This is a genomic window from Nonomuraea sp. NPDC048901, from assembly GCF_040649695.1.
In the GTDB taxonomy this organism is placed as follows: domain Bacteria; phylum Actinomycetota; class Actinomycetes; order Streptosporangiales; family Streptosporangiaceae; genus Nonomuraea.
The window spans coordinates 109,607-129,297 of record NZ_JBEZFW010000015.1; the positions used below are offsets into that span (position 1 = coordinate 109,607).

A 19,691-nucleotide genomic window follows, 5' to 3' on the forward strand; every position below is an offset into this window, starting at 1 on the left:
GGCCGCGAGTGCATCACACGGCGATTCTGTTCCTGGAGTTCGGCGCGGTTCTGCTGGGGCTTGGCATCCTGGGAGCGCTGGCCCTGCGCGTCGGCATCTCCCCGATCCCCCTCTATCTGATCGCTGGACTCGCCTTCGGCACCGGCGGCATTCTGCCGCTGGCCACCAGCGAGGAGTTCATCTCTGTCGGCGCCGAGCTCGGCGTCATCCTGCTGCTGCTCACCCTCGGCCTGGAGTACAACGCCGACGAGCTGGTGACCAGCTTGAAGGGCAACGCCCGAGCCGGGCTCGTGGATCTGGTGCTGAACGCGGCACCGGGCGCGATCTGCGCCTTACTTCTGGGCTGGGGCCCGGTGGCGGCGGTGGCGATGGCCGGGGTCACCTACGCCACGTCCTCCGGCATCACCGCGAAAGTGCTGTCGGACCTGGGCTGGATCGGCAACCGGGAGACACCGGTGGTGCTGTCGCTCCTGGTCTTCGAGGACCTGACGATGGCCGTCTACCTGCCCGTCCTGACCGCCCTGCTGGCCGGGTTGAGCCTGGTGGGCGGCGCGGTCACGGTGGCCATCGCGCTGGGCACGGTCAGCGTGGTGCTGCTGGTCGCGCTGCGCTACGGCCGCTTCATCGAGGCGTTCGTGCGCAGCCCCAACTCCGAGGTGCTGCTGCTGAAGGTGGTCGGGCTGGCGTTGCTGGTGGCCGGTGTGGCCCAGCAGCTCCAGGTGTCGGCCGCGGTCGGCGCGTTCCTGGTCGGCATCGCGCTGTCCGGGGAGCTGGCGGAGGACGCCCAGGCGCTGCTGGCCCCGCTGCGTGACCTGTTCGCGGCCGTCTTCTTCGTCTTCTTCGGCCTGCAGACGGACCCGACGAAGATCGGCCCGGTGGCCGGGCTGGCCGTGTTGCTGGCCGTGGTCAGCATGGTCACCAAGTTGCTGACCGGCTTCTACGCCGCTCGCCGGGCCGGCATCGGCAAGGCCGGACGGGCCAGAGCGGGGATCTCGCTGATCCCCCGCGGTGAGTTCAACATCGTGATCGCCGGACTGGCGGTGGGCGCCGGTGCCCACCCCGATCTCGGGCCACTGGCCGCGGCATATGTGCTGATCCTGGCCGCGTTCGGGCCGCTGGCGGCGCGGCTGGTCCAGCCGTGGATCACCGCCATCGCCAAGCGTGCGTGAGCTCGGGACCAAGCGCGCCCGCCGCCTTTACAAAGTAGACTCCTACCCGCGCGCCCCCGCAGGCACCGCTGGATCGGAATATACGGCCGATGTGCGACTGTTGGTATCCCGGTGGCGCAAAAGCCACAAAGGCGGCGGACGCAGCGTGTGCCCTTCGGAGCCCCTTCAGGGGCAGCAGGATGCGGCAGGGTCGGCTCCGCCTGACTTGAGGAGCAGTATTTGCGCCCATACGCAGCCGATCTCCTACACCTCGATCATATCGAAGACATTGACCGTTTCGAGCCGTTAAGAATCGCTTCACGGGCCGTTTATCCAGCGGGCCCGCTGGCCTCGGCGCCCCGTACCCTGCTCGACATCCTCGACGAGACCGCGCGCCTCCACCCGGACGAACCCGCGCTCGACGACGGCACCACCCGATTCGACTACCGGCGGCTCCGCGCCGAGGTGGCGCGGGTGGCGGACGAGCTCACGGCGTCCGGCGTCCGCCGCGGCGACCGGGTGGGCGTGCGCGTGCCGTCTGGCACCGTCGAGCTGTACGTCACGATCCTCGCCGTGCTCGCGGCCGGCGCCGCGTACGTGCCCGTCGACGCCGACGACCCCGAGGAGCGCGCCGAGCTGGTCTTCACCGAGGCCGCCGTCTCCGCGATCGTGACTGGCAGGGCGAGCGACGAGCCGGCGGACGACCCGGCGGACGAGCTGACCGGCAGACTGGTCGTACGGACCATGTCGCCCGAGTCGCCGGCCCCCCGCGACGATCACGCTCCGCGACCGCCCGAGCCGGACGACGACGCCTGGATCATCTTCACCTCCGGCTCCACCGGCAAGCCCAAGGGCGTCGCCGTGACGCACCGCTCCGCCGCCGCGTTCGTCGACGCCGAGGCCGGCCTGTTCCTCCAGGAGCGCCCGCTGGGCCCCGGCGACCGGGTGCTCGCGGGCCTGTCGGTCGCCTTCGACGCCTCCTGCGAGGAGATGTGGCTGGCCTGGCGGCACGGTGCCTGCCTGGTGCCCGCCCCCCGGTCGCTGGTGCGTACCGGCATGGACCTGGGACCCTGGCTGGCCGCGCAGGGCATCACGGCCGTCTCGACGGTGCCTACCCTGGCCGCGCTCTGGCCGGTCGAGTCGCTCGACGGCATCCGGCTGCTCATCTTCGGTGGCGAGGCGTGCCCGCCCGAGCTGGTGGAGCGGCTGGCCGTACCGGAACGAGAGGTCTGGAACACCTACGGCCCCACCGAGGCGACGGTCGTCGCGTGCGCGGCGCGGCTCACCGGCGCGGAGCCCGTACGCATCGGGCTGCCCCTCGACGGCTGGGATCTGGCCGTGGTCGGCGAGTCGGGCGACCCGGTGGCCATGGGCGAGACCGGAGAGCTGATCATCGGCGGTGTGGGCCTGGCCCGCTACCTGGACGCGGCCAAGGACGCCGAGAAGTACACGCCGCTGCCGTCACTCGGCTGGGAACGCGCCTACCGCAGCGGCGACCTCGTACGCGCCGAGCCGGAAGGGCTCTACTTCCTCGGCCGGGCCGACGACCAGGTGAAGCTGGGCGGCCGGCGGATCGAGCTGGGTGAGGTGGACGCCGCGCTGCAGGCGCTGCCGGGCGTCACGGGCGCGGCCGCCGCGGTGCGGACCACCGGTGGCGGCCACCAGTTGCTCGTCGGCTACCTGGTCGCGGGCGACGGATTCGACCTCGCGGAGGCCCGCGAGCTGCTGGCGGAATCACTGCCCGCCGCGCTGGTCCCCCGGCTGGCGATGGTCGAGGCGCTTCCGACTCGTACCTCGGGCAAGATCGACCGTGACGCGCTGCCCTGGCCGCTGACCGAGCCGGGCACCTCGGCCGCCGCACCCGGCGAGCTGAGCCCGGTCGAGACCTGGCTGGCCGAGCGGTGGAGCGACATCCTCGGCGTCGCGCCGGACGGGCCGGAGGCCGACTTCTTCACCGACGGCGGTACGAGCCTGGCCGCGGCCCGGCTCGTGTCGGTCCTGCGGGCCGACTACCCGGACGTGGCCGTGGGCGACGTCTACGCGCACCCGACGCTGGCCGGGCTGGCGGAGCTGCTGGCCACGCGCGGCCCGGCCAAGTCGGCCCGCCGGGCGGTGACCCCGATGCCCGTGCGGGCCTCGGTGGCGCAGGCCGCGCTGATGGTGCCGCTGCTCACGGCGGGCGCCATGCGCTGGATCGTGCTGCTGGCGACGCTCGGCAACCTGCTCGCGCCGCCTTGGGCGCCTGCCCTGTCGTGGTGGTGGGTGGCGCTGGGCTGGCTGGTCTTCGTCACCCCGCCGGGACGGATGGGCCTGGCCGCGGGCTCGGCCCGGCTGCTGCTGCGCCGCGTACGGCCCGGCCGCCATCCGCGCGGCGGCGGCGTGCACCTGCGGCTGTGGTTCGCCGAACAGCTGGCCGCCAGGCTCGGCGTCCCCGACCTGGCCAGCGCGCCCTGGATGGGCCTGTACGCCCGGATGCTCGGCGCCAAGGTGGGCCCCGACGCCGACCTGCACTCCGCTCCCCCGGTGACCGGGCTGCTCCGGCTGGGCGGCGGCGCCTCGGTCGAGCCGGAGGTCGATCTCAGCGGCTACTGGTACGACGGCGACGTCGTGCGCGTCGGGGAGATCCGGATCGGCGCGGGCGCCACGATCGGCTCCCGGTCGACGCTGCTGCCCGGCACCAAGATCGGAAAGAACGCCCAGATCGCCCCGGGCTCGGCGGTCGCGGGCACCGTACCGGCCGGGCAGCGCTGGGCCGGGGCCCCGGCCTCCCGGCAGGGCAAGTCGCGCCGGTCCCGGCCTTCCGACCGGGCCGTCCGCTCCCGGCGCTGGGTGCTGGTGTACGGCCTGTCGGCTGTCGTGCTCAGCCTGTTCCCCGCGGTCGCCATCGTGTCCGGCCTGGCGGTCCTGGCCCGCTACGCCGGGGACGCGCGCACCCTCGGCGAGGCGCTCACCGGCGCGCTGATCGGCGTGCCGCTCGCGACGGTCGTCGGAATGGCGGTGTTCGCCCTGGTCACGCTGGTGAGCGTGCGGCTGCTCGGCATCCGCCTGCGCCCCGGCCACCATCCGGTGCACAGCCGCCAGGCGTGGCAGGCGTGGGCGACGGGCCGGCTGATGTCCGCGGCCCGGGTCTGGCTGTTCCCGCTGTACGCGAGCGTGCTGACGCCGGCCTGGCTGCGCGCGCTCGGCATGAAGGTGGGCCGGGGCGTGGAGCTGTCGACCGTGCTCGCGCTGCCCACCATGACCTCCGTCGGCGACGGCGCCTTCCTGGCCGACGACACGATGGTGGCCCCGTACGAGCTCGACGGCGGCTGGATGCACATCGCGACGGCGCGCATCGGCAAGCGGGCCTTCCTCGGCAACTCGGGGATGACCGCGCCGGGCCGCAAGGTGCCTAAGGACGGCCTGGTGGGCGTGCTGTCGGCGACGCCGAAGAAGGCCAAGTCCGGCTCGTCGTACCTGGGCATGCCGCCCGTCGAGCTGCGCCGGACCACCGAGGAGGGCGACCGGAGCCGCACCTACGACCCGCCCGCGCGGCTGAAGGTGGCCCGCGCGCTGGTCGAGATCTGCCGTGTGGTGCCCGCGATGGGCACGGTGGCGCTGGCCGTGCTGACCGCCGGGGCCGTGGAGTGGCTCGCGGCGTCGTACGGCTTCGTGGTGGCCGCGCTGCTCGGCGGCGTGCTGTTCCTCACGGCCGGAGTGGTCGCGGCGGCCGTGGCGACCGCCGCGAAATGGGCGCTGGTGGGCAGGATCGCGGCGGGCAACCGGCCGCTGTGGAGCTCGTTCGTCTGGCGCAACGAGCTGGCGGACAACTTCGTGGAGGTGCTGGCGGCGCCCTGGTTCGCCGAACCGTGGCTGGGAACAGCGCCCCTGAACGTGTGGCTGCGCTCACTCGGGGCAAGCATCGGGCATGGGGTCACCCTTCACACCTACTGGCTGCCCGAGGCGGACCTGGTGAGCGTCGGCGACGGCGCCAGCGTCAACCGGGGCTGCGTGCTGCAGACGCACCTGTTCCACGACCGGGTCATGAGCATGGACACCGTCACGCTGGACGGCGGCGCGACACTCGGCCCGCACGGCGTGATCCTGCCCGCCGCGCGGGTCGGCGCCGACGCCACGATCGGCCCCGCCTCACTGGTCATGCGTGGCGAGGGCGTTCCCGACGGCTCCCGATGGTTCGGCAATCCCATCGCGGCCTGGCGATGACGTCGTACTTCCCCTCGCACGGCGACCTCAGGTACGGGGTCGCGCACTACGAACTGGCGCTGAAGTACCGCGTGTCGACCAACTGGCTGGACGGCACGGCCCGGCTGTCGGTGCTCGCACACGAGCCGCTCGACGGCCTGGACCTGGACTTCGGCCAGTTCCGCGTGGTCGGCGTCACCGTCGGCGGCCTCAGCGCCCGCTACACACATCGCGACGGCAAGCTGCGCGTCAGCCTGCCGTCGACACTGCTCGCCGGGGACACCGCCACGGTGGAGGTCCGCTACACCGGCAGTCCCCGGCCGGTGCGGAGCCCGTGGGGCGGCCTGGGCTGGGAGGAGCTGAGCGACGGCGCGCTGGTGGCCGGTCAGCCGATCGGCGCGCCCTCGTGGTTCCCGTGCAACGACCGGCCCGACGACAAGGCGTCCTACCGGATCACGGTCACCACCGCCTCGCCGTACCAGGTGGTCGCCAACGGCGTGCTCGCCGGCAAGTCGCGGTCGGCGGGCACCACGACCTGGGTGTACGAGCAGGCCGAGCCCATGGCGAGCTACCTGGCCAGCGTGCAGGTCGGGCGCTACCAGTTCACGGACGTGGGCCGCACGCGCCTGGCCCACCCCTCCCGGCTCGGGACGCGCGCCCGCCACGACTTCGGCCGCCAGGACCAGATGATGGCGCTGTTCACCGACCGGTTCGGCCCGTACCCCTTCGCCACCTGCACCGTCGTGGTGGCCGACGACGACCTCGACATCCCGGTCGAGGCCCAGGGCATGGCGATCTTCGGGCGCAACCACGTCGACGGCCGGCGCGGGCACGAGCGGCTGGTCGCGCACGAACTGGCGCACCAGTGGTTCGGTAACAGCCTGACCGTGGCCGCCTGGAACGACATCTGGCTGCAGGAGGGCTTCGCCACCTACGCCGAGTGGCTGTGGTCGGAGGCGTCCGGCGGGCAGACGGCCGACGAGCTGGCCGCCCGCTGGCGCCGCCGCCTGGAGGTGCTCCCCCAGGACTTCGTGCTGGCCGACCCGGGGCCGGGGGTGATGTTCGACGACCGCGTCTACAAGCGCGGGGCCCTCACCCTGCACGCGCTGCGGCGGACGCTGGGCGACCAGGCGTTCTTCTGGCACCTGCGGGACTGGACCACCGCTCACCGGCACGGCAACGTCTCCACCGACGCCTTCATCGCCCACATGCGGCGGCACACCGCCCTGCCTGTCGGGCCGCTGTTGTCGTCGTGGCTGTACGACAAACAGCTGCCGTGACGCCGGTCACGTGCGCTGATACCAGAGAGCCGGTACGACGGCGAGGGCGGTGAACGCCAACGCCCAGGCGAACGTGTGGCCGAACGCGGTCCCCGGATGGTCGGCGAGCTGGCGTTGCAGGATGACGGCGAGCACGGCGGTGCCGAACGAGCCGCCGAGCTGCTGCATGATCCGGGTGGTGCTGCTGGCGTGCGGAATCCGCGCCCGGTCCAGGCCGCGGAAGGCGCCGACCATGATGGCCATGTTGGCCGCGCTCAGCCCGGCACCCCGGACGACCAGCGCGACGCCCAGGATCAGGCCGCCGGTGTGCCGGTCGGCGAGGGCGAAGGGGAGGGTACCCAGCGCCGTCATGGCGATGCCCGCGAGGACGACCGGCCGGGGGCCGACGCGGTCGGTGACGCCGCCCAGCCCTCTGGCGAGGAGGCTGCCCAGCCCCTGCGGCGCCAATAACAGCCCTGCGGCCACCACGCTCGCGCCGCGGTCCTGCTGGTAGTACAGCGGGAGCAGCAGCATCGATCCGAACATCGCCAGCCCCGACAGGAACAGCAGCGCCGAGGACACGGCGAACGCCCGCGTGCGGAACAGCCGCAGGTCGATGAGCGGGTCCTCGGTGCGCGTCGCGCGGTAGGCGAAGCCGGTCAGCAGCAGTGCCCCGGCCGCCAGCGGGCCGAGCACCGCCGCGTGGCCGAACCCGCCTTCGGCGCCCACCCGCGTCAGCCCGTACACGAGGGCGGCCAGCGCGGGCGAGAGCAGGAGCAGGCCGGTCACATCGAGGCGGTGGCCGTCACGCGGAGAGTCGGCGGGCAGGCCGCGCCAGGCCAGCAGCACCGCGAGCAGGCTGATGGGGACGTTGACGTAGAAGATCCAGCGCCAGCTCAGGTGACCCGCGATCAGGCCGCCGGCGACCGGGCCGAGGATCGGGCCGACGAGGGCGGGCAGGCTGACGACGGCCATCAGCCGGCCGAGCCGCCTGCCGTCCGCCGCCCGCATGAGCACGGTCTGCAGGATCGGCAGCATCAGCCCGCCGCCGACGCCCTGCGCCACGCGGAAGGCGATGAGCGAGCCGAGGTTCCAGGCCGGGCCGCACAGCACGGAACCCGCCAGGAACAACAGCTGCGAGGCCAGCCACATCCGCTTGGCGCCGAAGCGGTCCACGGCCCAGCCGGTGATCGGGATCGCCATCGCCAGCGCGAGCAGGTAGCCGGTGCTCACCCACTGGACGGCCGACACCGGCGCGTCCAAGTCGCGGCCCAGGGTGTGCAGGGCGACGTTCACGATGGTGCTGTCCAGCAGGGGCGCCAGCGCGCCGAGAACGAGGATCCCGGCGAGCTTCAGCACCGCGGGGTCCAGCCGTTCGGAGGTGGTGGTCATGTTCCGTCTCCCCGGTCGATTAGAGACGCATCGTCTCCAATCCGTACGATAAGCTCGGCATGACAGGAGACGCAACGTCTCTAACGGAGGTTCTGGTGCCGCAGCAGACCAACCAGCGCCGTCGCGGCGCGGCGCTGGAGGAGACGATCCTCGAGGCCGCCTGGGCGGAGCTGGCCGAGGTCGGCTACGCCCGTCTGACCATGGAAGGCGTGGCCGCCCGGGCCCGCACCGGCAAGCAGGTCCTCTACCGCCGCTGGCGCAACCGGGCCGAGCTCGTCGTCGCCGCCATGCGCCACAGCACCGGATCCATCGCCGACCAGCCGCCCGACACCGGCGAACTGCGCGGCGACGTCCTCGCCGTGCTGCGCCGGATGGTCGAGCGGCAGCGCGACATCGGCCAGGACGTCATCCACGGCCTCCTGGCCGACGCCCCCGACCTCGACCCGGGCCCGTTCGCCATCATGAGCGAGGTGATGACCGGCGTGCTCGAACGGGCCGCCCAGCGCGGTGAGATCGCCTCCGCCCAGCTGAGCCCCCGCGTCGTCTCGGTGGCGACCAACCTGCTGCGCCACGAGATCATGTTCGCCCGGCACCCCGTCTCCGACGGCACGCTCGTCGAGATCGTGGACGAGGTGTTCCTGCCGCTGGTCCACGCCACAGCGCGCCGGCGCCGTTAGGCGTCCGGCGGGTCTCTAGCCTTGTGGCCGCAGTCGCGCCGCCGTGTCGTCGTCGAAGGTGTCGAGGAAGGCCGCGAGGGTGTCGGCGACGTGCGGCAGGGAGCGGGCGCGGAACAGCACGGGCTGGTATCCGGAGATCTCGTAGGGGGTGGCCAGCACCTCGAGCGGCTTCAGGTCGCGGATCCGGCTGCGGCCGATCCGCTCGATCTCGCCGTACGACGACAGCAGCGCTGCCCCGTACGCCTTCGGACTCCCGCCCTCCTCCAGAACCCCATATTCCAGGGTGAACCAGTACAGATCACTGATGATCTGCAGGGCTTTCTCCGTCTCCACCCGCGTCGCGGCGTTGCCGATCAGCCGGTAGATCGCGGCGAACTCCGGCGCGGCCAGGTGGATGCCATGGCCGAACACGTCGTGGATGATGTCCGGCTCCGGCGAGTACAACGGCACGGCCGGGTGGCGGACGAACTGCACGGCGTGGAAGTAGCCCCGGGCCATCGACCCGAGGAAGCGCTTGTTCTCCACCACTCCCCCGGCCAGCGTGAAGTCGAACCCCGTCAGCCGCCGCAGCCGGGCGCCGACCACCGCGTGCGGCGGGATGCGGTCGGCGGGGACCCGGATCTCCTCCCGCGCCTCCAGCGCGGCCCGGCACGCGTGGGCGCGGTGCGCGCCGTCGAGCGCCCGATGGACCCGGCGCCAGGTGGCGTGCTCGCTCTCGGTGTAGTCCACGGGCGGCGACGGGTCCCCCACCCGGTGGCCGCGGGCCAGCTCGGCGAACGCGTGGCGCCGGGCGAGGTAGCGCGAGTCACACCGCCCGGGGTGCTCGGCGGCGGCGCCGATCGCGCCGTCGGCGCTGATCGGGGTCCGGCGCCACACATCGCTCATGGACAGATTCATTACCGGACGGTCGCGCGCCTGACGCCTGTGGCCATAGGCTTTACCGAAGCTTGGCGGGTCCGCGTGGATCATGGGACGCTGGGACGTACGATCGGCAGATGACCGAAAAGACCGAAACTGTGCCCGGCTGGCTCGCTCCGGAGGAACTGGAGTCGGTTCGGGGGCGGATGCCGATCCTCTATATCGACGCCGTGCCCGTGCGAGTCGACGAAACCGGCGTGGTGACCCGCGTCGGCCTGCTGCTGCGCATCGCCTCGGACGGGACGGTCAGCCGGGCGCTGGTCTCGGGACGCGTGCTGCACCACGAGCGGGTCCGCGACGCGCTCCTGCGGCATCTCGAGAAGGACCTCGGCCATACGGCGCTGCCCCAGGTCCCGGCGTCGCCGCAGCCGTTCACGATCGCCGAATACTTCCCGACGCCGGGTGTCACGCCCTACCACGACCCGCGCCAGCACGCGGTGTCGCTCGCCTACATCGTCCCGGTCGCCGGTGACTGCCGGCCCCGCCAGGACGCGCTGGACTTCGTCTGGTTCACGCCGGAGGAGGCCGCGTCCCCGCTGGTCCAGCAGGAGATGACGGGCGGCCAGGGGGTGCTGCTGAAGCAGGCGCTCGCCCAGGTCGGCCGCCTGCCGTAACCCGGTCGGGGCAGGCGCTCGCCCAGGTCGGCTACCTGCGTGACCCGGCCGGGGCAGGCGCCCACCCAGGTCGGGCGCCTGCCCTGACCGGGGGATCAGGCGGCCGGCGGGGATGGGAAGGCGTCGGGGCTGACCAGGCCGGTGCTCTCCAGCAGCCGCTGATGGTTCAGCACCGCCGCGTTGGCCTTCTCGGAGAAGGGCCGGACCAGGGTGTTCTGCGTGCTGCCGCGCACGGCGCCGATCAGGCCGAAGATCTGGCCGTGCGCGAGGCGAAGCCACTTCACGAACGTCGAGTCGTACTCCTTGCCGGACCGGCTGGAGATGTCATCCATCCATTCCTTTTGCAGGTCGGTCGGCTTGATCGGCAGCTGCACCTTGAGCTTGGCCGCGAGAGCGAGGACCTGCTCGTCGAGAACACTGTGCTGGGCGGCGATCTCCTTGCTGATCTGCCGGACCCGCGCGGTGCTGGCCCGCGTCTGGGCCTCCTGCGCCATGGTCATCTCCCACAGGGTGGCGAGCCGGACCTTGGTGATCAGCTCCCGGTCGGCCGCCGACAACGGGCCCCACTTGGTCGCCCACGTACTGTCGTCCTTCACCGTCGCGGCCGCAGCGGGCGGCGCGCTCCCACCGGTCGGCACGACCGTCGCGCTGGGAATCTGGGCGCCGGGCAGACCGGCGCACGCGCTGAGAGCCAGGAGCATGGCGACGCCACTGATGACGAGAACGGGACGGCGGTGTCGCGGTCGCACGCCGTCACCCCCTTTGGGTCTGGACTGTTCAGAAGGAGGTACGCAGGCGCGGGCGGTGCCGTTCATAGCAGGATGCAATTTTTGCCCTGAGCAAAGATTTTCTCTCAGACGTCCCAGCCGAGCGGATGCAGGACGCTCTCCGGCGGCTCACCACCCGCCTCGTTGAAGGCCGTCATCGCCGCGACCAGCGCCCGGCGCTGCTCGGCCGGCATCCGCGAGACGATCGCGGCGATCTCCGTACCGCGCCGGGCGGTGACCTGGTCCACGATCTGCAGTCCCTCGGCGGTCAGGCGCATCAGGCTCTCCCTGCGGTCGCGCGGGTTGGCCTCGCGCACGATCAACCGGGCGGCGACGAGGCGGTCGGCCATCCGCATGGCCGTGGAGGGGTTGACGTTGAGCAGGTCGGCCATGGCGACGAGCTTGGTCGCCCCGCGCCCGGCCAGCACCACGAGCATGCGGAACTGCGGCAGCGTGACCTTGTCCCCGACCGCGCCGAGCGAGCGGACGGCGATGGCGACGAGCAGGCGCGAGCCGGTGAGAACCGCCGCGACGACGGCGGACAGGTCCTCCCGGTTCTCCACATTCCCCTCTGGCAAAGGCCCCTCTGACATAGGCACTGTTGTACACGCCCTTCTGAGGGCGTCAGATCGGTTTGCGTCAGCCGGTCTGGGTACTCGGCCCGCTCCAGCGATCCAGGTGGAGTACGTCGTCGAGCGGCAGGCGCGAGGCGGGCTTGAAGCCGTCCCCGGTGTAGTAGGCGGTGGGGATGAGCGCGCCCTGCCGGATGTCGTCGGGGAGGCCGAGCAGCTCGGCCACCTCCCGCTCATAAGCCAGGTGCAGGGTGGTCCACGCTGTCCCCAGCCCGCGCGACCGCGCCGCGAGCATGTAGCTCCAGGCCGCCGGCAGCAGCGACCCCCACAGACCGGCCTGGTTCCCCTCGGGGAGCCGGGACGCCTGGATGCACGGGATCACCAGCACCGGCACCTCCCCCATGTGCTCGGCGAGGTGGACGGCGCTCGCCGCGACGCGCTGCTGCACCTCGGCGCGGACCGGATCGTCCTGGGCCATGCTCGCGGTCACGCTCGCGGAGGAGAAGTACACCTGCGCCGAGCGCAGGTAGTAGTCCCCGATCCGCCCGCGCAGCTCGGGATCGGTGACCACGATCCAGTGCCAGCCCTGGCGGTTGCCGCCGCTGGGCGCCTGCAGCGCGATCTCCAGGCACTCCCGCACCAGTTCGATGGGGACGGAGCGGTCGAGGTCGAGACGCTTTCGCACGCTTCGTGTGGTGGTGAGCAGTTCGTCGAGACCGAGCGATGGGATCGTCATGAGCTCATCGTGCCACCGGCCAGTTTCCGGCGGTCCACCTTCCCCGTCTGATTGCGGGGCAGGGTGGTCACGAACTCGATGTCGCGCGGCACCTTGAACCCGGCCAGCTCGTACTTGACCGCCTGCTTGAGCTCGTCGGCCGACAGCTTCGCGCCCGGCGCCCGGACCACGTAGGCGGCCAGGCGCTGACCGTACTCCTCGTCCGGTACGCCCAGGACGGCCACGTCGGCGACGCCCGGCTGACGGCCCAGGAGGTTCTCCACCTCCTGCGGGAACACGTTCTCGCCACCCGAGACGATCATGTCGTCCTCGCGACCGTCGATGAACAGCAGCCCCCGCCCCTGCCGATGCCCGAGGTCGCCGGTGCTCAGCAAGCCACCGACTTCCCCAGCGGACCCGTTGCCCCCATCGGCCCTGTCGGCCTTGTTGACCCCGTCGGCCTTGTTGACCCCGTCGGCCTTGTTGGCCTTGTTGGCCCCGCCCGCATCGCCCGCATCGACCCCGCCGTCACCGCGACCTCCGCCGCCCGAGTAGCCGCTGAAGGTGAGGCCGCCGCCCACGAGCACGCGGCCCACCTCGTACGGGGGCAGCTCGCGGCCGTCCGGGCCGGCGATCAGGACCGTGGTCCCGCGCACGGGGCGCCCGATGGTGTCCGGGGCGGCACGCAGGTCGGCGGGGGTGGCCAGCGTGACCCAGCCGACCTCGGTGGAGCCGTAGAGGTTGTAGAGCACGTCACCGTAGGCGTCCATGAACGCGGTGGCCAGGTCCGGCGGCAGCGCCGACCCGCCGGAGACCACCACGCGCAGATCCGGCAGCGACGGGACGCCTCCGCGGGCGAGCAGCCGTTTCAGCATGACGGGCACGGCCACCATCGCCGTGGCCCGATGGCGTCTGAGGACGCGCTGGACCGTCTCGGGATCGAAGCGCCGCGTCAGCACGACCGGGCAGCCGAGCACCAGCGCCACGCCGTACCAGAGCAGGCCGAGACCGTGGAACAGCGGCGGCGCGATGAGGATCGGCTCGCCGCTCCGCAGCGGCACGGTGGCCAGCATCGAGGTGAACGGCTCGGCCAGCGCGGTCAGCGACAGCCGGCGCGGCGCGCCCTTGGGCACGCCGGTCGTCCCGGACGTGAGCAGCACCAGCCGTCCCGGCCGGCGCGGCGCCGGGGGCTCGGGTCCGTCGGCGGTCGCGATCAGCTCGTCCAGGTCGCTGACGCGGATCCCGGCGAAGTCCACCGCCGACAGTTCCGGCGCGGCGATCAGGGTACGTACGTCCTCGCGTTCCAGCACCTCACGGAGACGCGGGCCGGCCAGGCCGGTGTTGAGCAGCAGCAGGTCCGCACCCAGCCGCGAGACGGCCGCCAGCGCCTCGACGAAGCCGCGATGGTTGGGCCACATGATCGCCACGGTCTGACCCGGCTGTACGCCGAACCGGCCGTACAGGGCGGAAGCCAGCGCCGCCACCCGCGCGTCCAGCTCGGCGCACGTCAGTGAGCCGTCCTCGTCGTGGATGGCGGGGCGGTCCGGCCAGCGCGCGGCGGCCATGGCCACGCCCGTGGCCGGGGTGACGTGGAAGTGCCGGAACGCCTCGATCATGCGCGCCAGGTTCGCGGGCGGCACGGGGCGGAGCAGGCCGTTGCGGGCGAACGTCTCCGCGGCCTCGACACCGAGGCCGCAGAGCCGGGTCAAGCTGGTGATCATCCGGGCACCTCTCCTCCGGGGCAAGAAAGCCCTACCCCCGGATCGGGGCGTCAAGTGCGGTGACTTCCGGATGGTTCGTCACACGACCGTCTCGGTCTCTGTGACGGTCCGCGGTGGCTGAGGTCCTTGGGAGGGATACCCCCTCGGGGGCGAGAAAGGAGACCGCCCGTTGTGGCAGAGGTCCCCAAGGACGGACCCCCTCCGGGGCGAGAAGGGAGACCGCCCGTCGTGGCAGGCGCCGCCAGGGACGGACACCCCCAATGGGGGCGAGCAAGGGGACCGGCCGTCGTGGCAGACATTCCTCGGGAGGGACGCCCCTCGGGGAGGAAGAAGATGGTCCGGCACCAGCCGGTTCGGGCCCACCCCTGGGCCGGGGTGGGCGCGGGGCTCCCTATCCGGCGAGTAGTTTCTCCGTCGGGATGATCTGGCGGGGCAGGGTGGGGCTCTCCCATCGCAGTTCGGCGATGGCGTCGTAGCCGCTGTCGTAGAACTCCATCTTGATGTCGTGCGCGCCCGCCGTCAGGGCGATCTGGCCGGTGTCGTCGCGTTTGGAGTGGTCGGTCCAGTTGTCGATGAGCGGCTTGCCGTCCACCCACAGCCGGACCCCGTCGTCGCTGGTGGTGATGAAGGTGTAGGTCTCCGCCTTGTCGGCCACGACCTTCCCCGTCCAGCGCACGCTGAAGGTGTCGGCGCCGATGGCGGGGGCCGGCGCGGCCGAGCCCCAGTCGAAGTTCACGGTCGGGTCGATCCTGGTGACCGTGGCGCCGGTGAGGTCGGCGTTGTCGAAGTACGTCGCCGACAGCCCCTGCTGGTCGATCACCAGCGTCGTCGCCGAGCCCGCCGGGAGCGTGACCGTGGCCTTGCCTCCGGTGATCGTGGCGGTTCCGGTCCGGTGCGGAGTCCAGGCGTCCGATGTGCTCTGCCAGATCGCGGCCGTCCCGGTCGTCAGCCCGGTCAGCGCGAGAGCGGCGTCGATCGGGTCGGCCCCGACGTTGACCAGGACCACGTTCTTGCTCTGATCCGAGGCGAAGACGTGCAGCTTGTCGTTGTTCGCGCTCGCCTGGACGATGGTCTTGCCGAAGGGCCGGAACAGCCCCTCACCGGTGTACATGCCGATGCCGTGGTAGATGGGCAGGGGCTCGTTACGCGGAATGTTACCCTCACCCTTCTCGCTGGTCAGGCCGAGCTGCCCGTTCTTGTCGCCGTACTGGTAGGCGTTGGCGCCCGCGTGCAGGATCTGCCCGAGCGCCGCCGCGCCCCACACCGTGTTGAAGTGGGTGAGCGTACGGTGGCCGTCGTCGTCCTTGTGGTCGGAGTTGAACTCGCCGATCTGAATGTCGATTTTCCGGCCCAGTATGGACTCCGCGAGCGCGCTCACCTCCTTGATGTCGGTCTCGTACGTGCGGATCACGCTGCCGAGGAGCTGCTCGTCGGTGATCTGATCGTCGCCGGAGCCGTAGTCGTGGTAGTCGACGAAGTCGACGCGGCTGCCGGAGCCTTCGAGGAACGTCTTGATGTAGGGGCGGTCGTCCCAGGCCGTAGCCGGGCCGCCCACCTTGACCGCGGGGTTCTCGGCCCGCAGGGCGTCGGTGATCAGGTTGAAGCGTCTGCTGTACTCCGCCGCCGTCATCTCCGGCTTGTCGGGAGTGCACGTGCAGTTGAGCTCGTTGCCGAGGATGAACCGCTGGACCGGCTTACCGGTCGCCGCGAAGTGCTTGTAGAGGGCCACCGCGTCGCCGCGGTTCACCTCCGCGCTCTGCCGCCCGTCCACCTGGAGGATGACGACCGGCTCGGCGCCGAGGTCGTGGATGGCGGTGATCCAGGCGTCCCCCGAGACCTCCGTGGCGCATTTGTAGCCGCCGCAGACGATCGGGCTGTCATGGTTGCCGGGCTCCTGGTAGTGCAGCTCGATCCGCATCCGGCCGACCCCGAGAGCGCGCAGCCGGTCGCGGTGCTTGGTGTCGTTGGTGATGTACGAGCCTTCGCCGTACCCGGTGATCCCGATGCCGAAGTCGGTGGGGGCGATCGTCCGGATCGGTTGGGTGAAGTCCACCGAGACGGTGGCGGCCACTGCCGCCTCCGCCGGTGCGCCCGCCGTCCAGACCGCCGCGGCGGCCAGGCCGCCCGCGAGAACGGCGTGCAGCGTACGACGTGCCAGTGCGATCATCCTTCTCCTGTCACAAGGTCCACAAGATCCCGTGGATCATGACATATGCGGATTACGCGGAAGTGACTTCTCGAGTGCATGTGGCGCGCGGCACTTCTCTGATCTCGTGGCGCCGAGGGGGCATGGGCACACAACGCCGCGATCCGGCACAATCGGCTCTATGCAGACGCACGAGAGGGCCTGATGCGACCTCTCCGCTCGAACGACCCCCGGGAAGTCGCCGGATACGTCCTGCGGGGACGGCTCGGCCAGGGCGGGCAGGGCACGGTGTTCCTGGGCACGTCCGCCAGCGGGCAGCAGGCGGCCGTCAAACTCCTGCACGCCCCCTTCGGCCACGACCTTGACGCCCGACGGCATTTCCACCGTGAACTGGCGGCCCTGCAGCGGGTGGCGCCGTTCTGCACGGCCCGCGTCCTGGCGGCCGACCCCGACACCGACCCTCCGTACGTCATCAGCGAGTACATCGAGGGCCCTTCGCTGCAGGACGCGGTGCGCGACAACGGGCTGCTGGGCGGCGCGGACCTGGACCGGCTGGCCATCGCGACCGCCACGGCGCTGGGCGCCATCCACGCGGCGGGGGTGGTGCACCGCGACTTCAAGCCCGCGAACGTGCTCCTGGCCGCCGACGGTCCCCGGGTCATCGACTTCGGGATCGCGCGCCCGATCGACGCCACCGCCGCCACGGTCAGCGGGGTCGTGGGCACACCGGCGTACATGTCGCCCGAGCAATTGTCCGGCCACCCCGCCGGTCCGCCCCTGGACATGTTCGCGTGGGGGTGCACCATCGCGTTCGCGGCCAACGGGCGGCCGCCGTTCGGGCACGAACCGCTGCCCGCCGTGATCAACCGCATCCTGAACGCGGAACCCGATCTGGGCCTGCTGACCGGGACCTTACGCGGCTTCGTCGCCGCCTGCCTGCACAAGGACCCCTCGTGGCGGCCCACCGCCCGGCAGGTGCTGCTGGGACTCATGAACAAGCAGCCGGGTCCCCCTTCGTACGGGACACCGTTTCCCGCTTCGCACGACACATCACCGTCCAAGGTGACACCACCGGCGCCCCGGCAGAGTCCTTGGCCGGTCACGCCGCAGCCCGCCACACCCGCCCCGACACAGCCGGGCCGTGCGCGTGGCGGCGTGATCGCCGGCGCGGTGCTCGCGGGGGCCCTCGTGATCGCCCTCACGGTGACCGCGGCCGTCGCCATCACCCGGGACTGGACGCCGCAGACCCCCACCAGCCCATCGGCTTCGGCGACGTCCCCGACTGCGACGACTGGTGCCACGGCCACGCCCACACCCAGCCCCGCGGCGCAGGTGGCCCGCTCACCGCGCCTGGGGCTGGAATTCTGGCAGAACAACGTGGCCAGCCCGATGGCCATCAGCGACCTCGACCGGCCCGTCACCACCGTCACCATGAAGCGCCGGCCGTTCGAACTGCGCTTCCCCGCTCTCCCCAAGGACACGGCGGCGCAGGTCTGCGCGTGGACGGACGACTCGGTCTTCTCCGTGGACGACGGCGGCAAGGTGGCCGACCATCCCTGCTTCAGGCCGGGGACCGGCATCGCCGACTACGAGCACGGGTCGGGGACGCTGTACCTGAACAACCGCGGCCACAATTACCTGATCGGCGACCGGGTCGGGCACAGCTCCGCCTCCCAGGACTCGGTCCTGTTCTCCACGGTCTTCAAGGACGGCGCCTCGACGCTCCTGGCCGCCCAGCAGAAGGATCTGTATCTGACCGTCTTCATCGACCTGAACGGAGACGGGACCTTCAAACGAGCGTCGCCGGGCGAGTACGAATACGTCATCCTGCACTTCTCCGGCTGAGCGCGCTCCCCGTCTCTTCAACCACCGGGCGCCGGCCCCGGCCGCGGTGACCATGGCCGCCACCACACCCACGCCCGGTCCGAACCGATGCGTCCAGGCGATGACGGCGTCCACCCCCCACAGTGCCGGCGGGACTCCGATCGAGAACGACAGGAGAGTGGCGGTCACCGCGGCTGCGCGGTCTTCGAGCCAGGTGACGAGCGTCCGGCGAATCTGAAGCCCTTTCACGTTCAACCCTCACATCCAGTTCAGCGGTGAATCCTGTCGAAGAGGATGTAGGGGGCCACCGAGCCGTTTGCCCTCCGGCGAAATTCCGCGCCCGACTTTCGGCGGCGGGCGAGGGTAAATCCGCCGCGCTCGCCTATACCAAGGCGATGCCCATTCCACCTGGGGCCATCACTGGGTTCATTCCTCGGCATTTCATATCAATGTGCCCATATCGGACAGTAGAAAAATGTCGGATGCTTCCCGACCTGGCCCGGAGGTGCATGTGTCCCCGCCTGGGAACGGGCGGCCGGATCATGCCGATCAGTTTCTCGAAGCGGAGCACGTACTCATTGGCGAGGACATCGGGGCCGAGCTGGACGAGGCGATCGACGCGGTCGAGCGCGGTCTCGGTACGCACGCGGAGGAGAGGAGAGCCGAGGACGGGAAACAGGAGCGCCGTCTACTCGGTGGCATTCAGCCCCGACGGATCGACACTCGCGGTCGCCGGCCGGAGCGTCGAGTTGTGGCGCCGCCCGTGACGGCCCCTGCCCGACGGGGCTGCCCTCCCGCAACCCGTCCGAATGCTCTTGAATTGCGGTCATACACGCGAGGATGATCGCCCCTATGCGAGTTGTCGTTCTCGTCTGGGAAGGTCTGCTCGGACTCGCCACGATCGGGATGATCGTGGTGGCGCTGCTGAGCGCGCCGAGCGTGCATCTGGTCAACGTGCTGGCGCAGGCCGGGCCCTTGGGGCTGGTGGCGACGGGGCTGGCACTCTCGTTCCGCGCCGGGACCCCCAACGTGGCCGTCGGGTCGATCTCCGCTCTCACCGGCATGGTCACCGCGTCGCTGGCGACGCAGGGACTGGGCTGGGCCGCGGCGATCATCGCGATCGTGCTCGCCACGGTCGGCGGGCTCGTGCTGGGCCTGTTCGTCGCCGCGCTCTCGGCTCCGGCGTGGGCCGTGACTCTCGGCGCGGCCGTGGCCTGCGAGGCAATGGTCGTCGCCATAGCGGACGGCCAGACCGTTAGCTTCCAGCTCGGCGGTGATTTTCCGGGCTATCTGTGGTTCGTGCTGTTCGTCATCGTGTCCTTGGGCGGCGCGCTGGCCTGGAGCGCCCTGCGCCTGAAGTCGGTGTGGCTCGGCGCCCTCGTCGGACTGGGCGGGTCGAGCCTGCTCGCCGCCCTGGGCGGAGTGGCGCTGCTGACCCGCCTCCACGCGGCGAGCCCCATTTCGAGCTGGACCACCACCCTCACGGCCCTGGCCGCGGTCCTGCTGGGCGGGATCAGCGTGCACGGCAAGCGGGGCGGCGTGGCGGGCACCGTGCTCGCGGTGCTCTTCCTGTCGCTGGTCCAGGGGCAGCTGGCGCTCTGGGGCACGCCGTTCTGGGTGTTCATGCTCGTCACCGGAGCGGTGATCCTGGCCGCGCTGCTGGCCGGGCGGCTGGCCGACCTCGCGGCCCCGGAGGCACCCCGGCCCGTGACGCCGGGGTCGCGCATGCCCGTGTGACACGGCCCTTCTGTGAATC

The 19,691-nt window shown here is 71.5% G+C and carries 14 protein-coding genes; 7 read left to right on the top strand and 7 right to left on the bottom strand.

Features of this window, described 5'->3' with window-relative positions; translation table 11 throughout:
* Positions 1-8: 8 nt before the first annotated feature.
* From AB0C30_RS40645 to AB0C30_RS40655, 3 genes are all read left to right on the top strand, one after another.
* A complete protein-coding gene (locus AB0C30_RS40645) occupies positions 9-1,169 on the top strand; it encodes a cation:proton antiporter (protein ID WP_357954116.1) in 1,161 nt (386 codons plus the stop codon).
* A 219-nt stretch (positions 1,170-1,388) separates the two neighbouring features.
* Positions 1,389-5,351 (top strand): Pls/PosA family non-ribosomal peptide synthetase, encoded by a 3,963-nt coding sequence (locus AB0C30_RS40650; protein ID WP_357954118.1) that lies wholly within the window; start codon positions 1,389-1,391, stop codon positions 5,349-5,351.
* A complete protein-coding gene (locus AB0C30_RS40655; protein ID WP_357954120.1) occupies positions 5,318-6,610 on the top strand; it encodes a M1 family metallopeptidase in 1,293 nt (430 codons plus the stop codon). The genes AB0C30_RS40650 and AB0C30_RS40655 overlap by 34 nt, the downstream gene beginning before the upstream one ends.
* Before the next feature lie 6 nt (positions 6,611-6,616).
* Here AB0C30_RS40655 and AB0C30_RS40660 read toward each other — a convergent pair whose 3' ends face one another.
* A complete protein-coding gene (locus AB0C30_RS40660; protein WP_357954122.1) occupies positions 6,617-7,981 on the bottom strand; it encodes an MDR family MFS transporter in 1,365 nt (454 codons plus the stop codon).
* 95 nt (positions 7,982-8,076) lie between these two features.
* Here AB0C30_RS40660 and AB0C30_RS40665 point away from each other — a divergent pair, with 95 nt between their 5' ends.
* Positions 8,077-8,658 (top strand): TetR/AcrR family transcriptional regulator, encoded by a 582-nt coding sequence (locus AB0C30_RS40665; RefSeq protein ID WP_357954124.1) that lies wholly within the window; start codon positions 8,077-8,079, stop codon positions 8,656-8,658.
* Between the two features lie 15 nt (positions 8,659-8,673).
* Here the strand turns inward: AB0C30_RS40665 and AB0C30_RS40670 are convergent, their stop codons facing one another.
* Positions 8,674-9,543, bottom strand: a complete 870-nt coding sequence (locus AB0C30_RS40670) for a phenylalanine 4-monooxygenase (RefSeq protein WP_357954125.1) — start codon at positions 9,541-9,543, stop codon at positions 8,674-8,676.
* 110 nt (positions 9,544-9,653) lie between these two features.
* On the opposite strand from AB0C30_RS40670, the gene AB0C30_RS40675 reads away from it, so the two are divergent.
* Positions 9,654-10,190, top strand: a complete 537-nt coding sequence (locus tag AB0C30_RS40675) for an NUDIX hydrolase family protein (RefSeq protein WP_225296815.1) — start codon at positions 9,654-9,656, stop codon at positions 10,188-10,190.
* 95 nt (positions 10,191-10,285) lie between these two features.
* Here AB0C30_RS40675 and AB0C30_RS40680 read toward each other — a convergent pair whose 3' ends face one another.
* The 5 genes from AB0C30_RS40680 to AB0C30_RS40700 all read right to left on the bottom strand — a co-directional run bounded on the left by AB0C30_RS40680 (position 10,286) and on the right by AB0C30_RS40700 (position 16,132).
* Positions 10,286-10,939, bottom strand: coding sequence for a DUF4142 domain-containing protein (locus AB0C30_RS40680; RefSeq protein WP_357954127.1), 654 nt, complete (start codon positions 10,937-10,939; stop codon positions 10,286-10,288).
* Between the two features lie 104 nt (positions 10,940-11,043).
* Positions 11,044-11,520 carry a MarR family transcriptional regulator gene (locus AB0C30_RS40685; RefSeq protein WP_357954129.1) on the bottom strand — a complete coding sequence of 159 codons (477 nt, stop codon included), beginning with the start codon at positions 11,518-11,520 and terminating at the stop codon, positions 11,044-11,046.
* A gap of 76 nt (positions 11,521-11,596) precedes the next feature.
* Positions 11,597-12,265, bottom strand: coding sequence for a nitroreductase family protein (locus tag AB0C30_RS40690; protein WP_357954131.1), 669 nt, complete (start codon positions 12,263-12,265; stop codon positions 11,597-11,599).
* Positions 12,262-13,965, bottom strand: a complete 1,704-nt coding sequence (locus tag AB0C30_RS40695; protein ID WP_357954132.1) for an AMP-binding protein — start codon at positions 13,963-13,965, stop codon at positions 12,262-12,264. The genes AB0C30_RS40690 and AB0C30_RS40695 overlap by 4 nt, the downstream gene beginning before the upstream one ends.
* Before the next feature lie 391 nt (positions 13,966-14,356).
* Positions 14,357-16,132, bottom strand: a complete 1,776-nt coding sequence (locus tag AB0C30_RS40700) for a PA14 domain-containing protein (protein ID WP_357954134.1) — start codon at positions 16,130-16,132, stop codon at positions 14,357-14,359.
* A 183-nt stretch (positions 16,133-16,315) separates the two neighbouring features.
* Between AB0C30_RS40700 and AB0C30_RS40705 the strand changes: the two genes are divergently transcribed.
* Together AB0C30_RS40705 and AB0C30_RS40710 are read left to right on the top strand one after the other, a co-directional pair.
* Positions 16,316-17,956 carry a protein kinase gene (locus tag AB0C30_RS40705; RefSeq protein ID WP_357954136.1) on the top strand — a complete coding sequence of 547 codons (1,641 nt, stop codon included), beginning with the start codon at positions 16,316-16,318 and terminating at the stop codon, positions 17,954-17,956.
* Positions 17,957-18,787: 831 nt separating this feature from the next.
* On the top strand, positions 18,788-19,672 hold the full coding sequence (locus AB0C30_RS40710) for a hypothetical protein (RefSeq protein ID WP_357954138.1): 885 nt from the start codon (positions 18,788-18,790) through the stop codon (positions 19,670-19,672).
* Positions 19,673-19,691 lie beyond the last annotated feature (19 nt).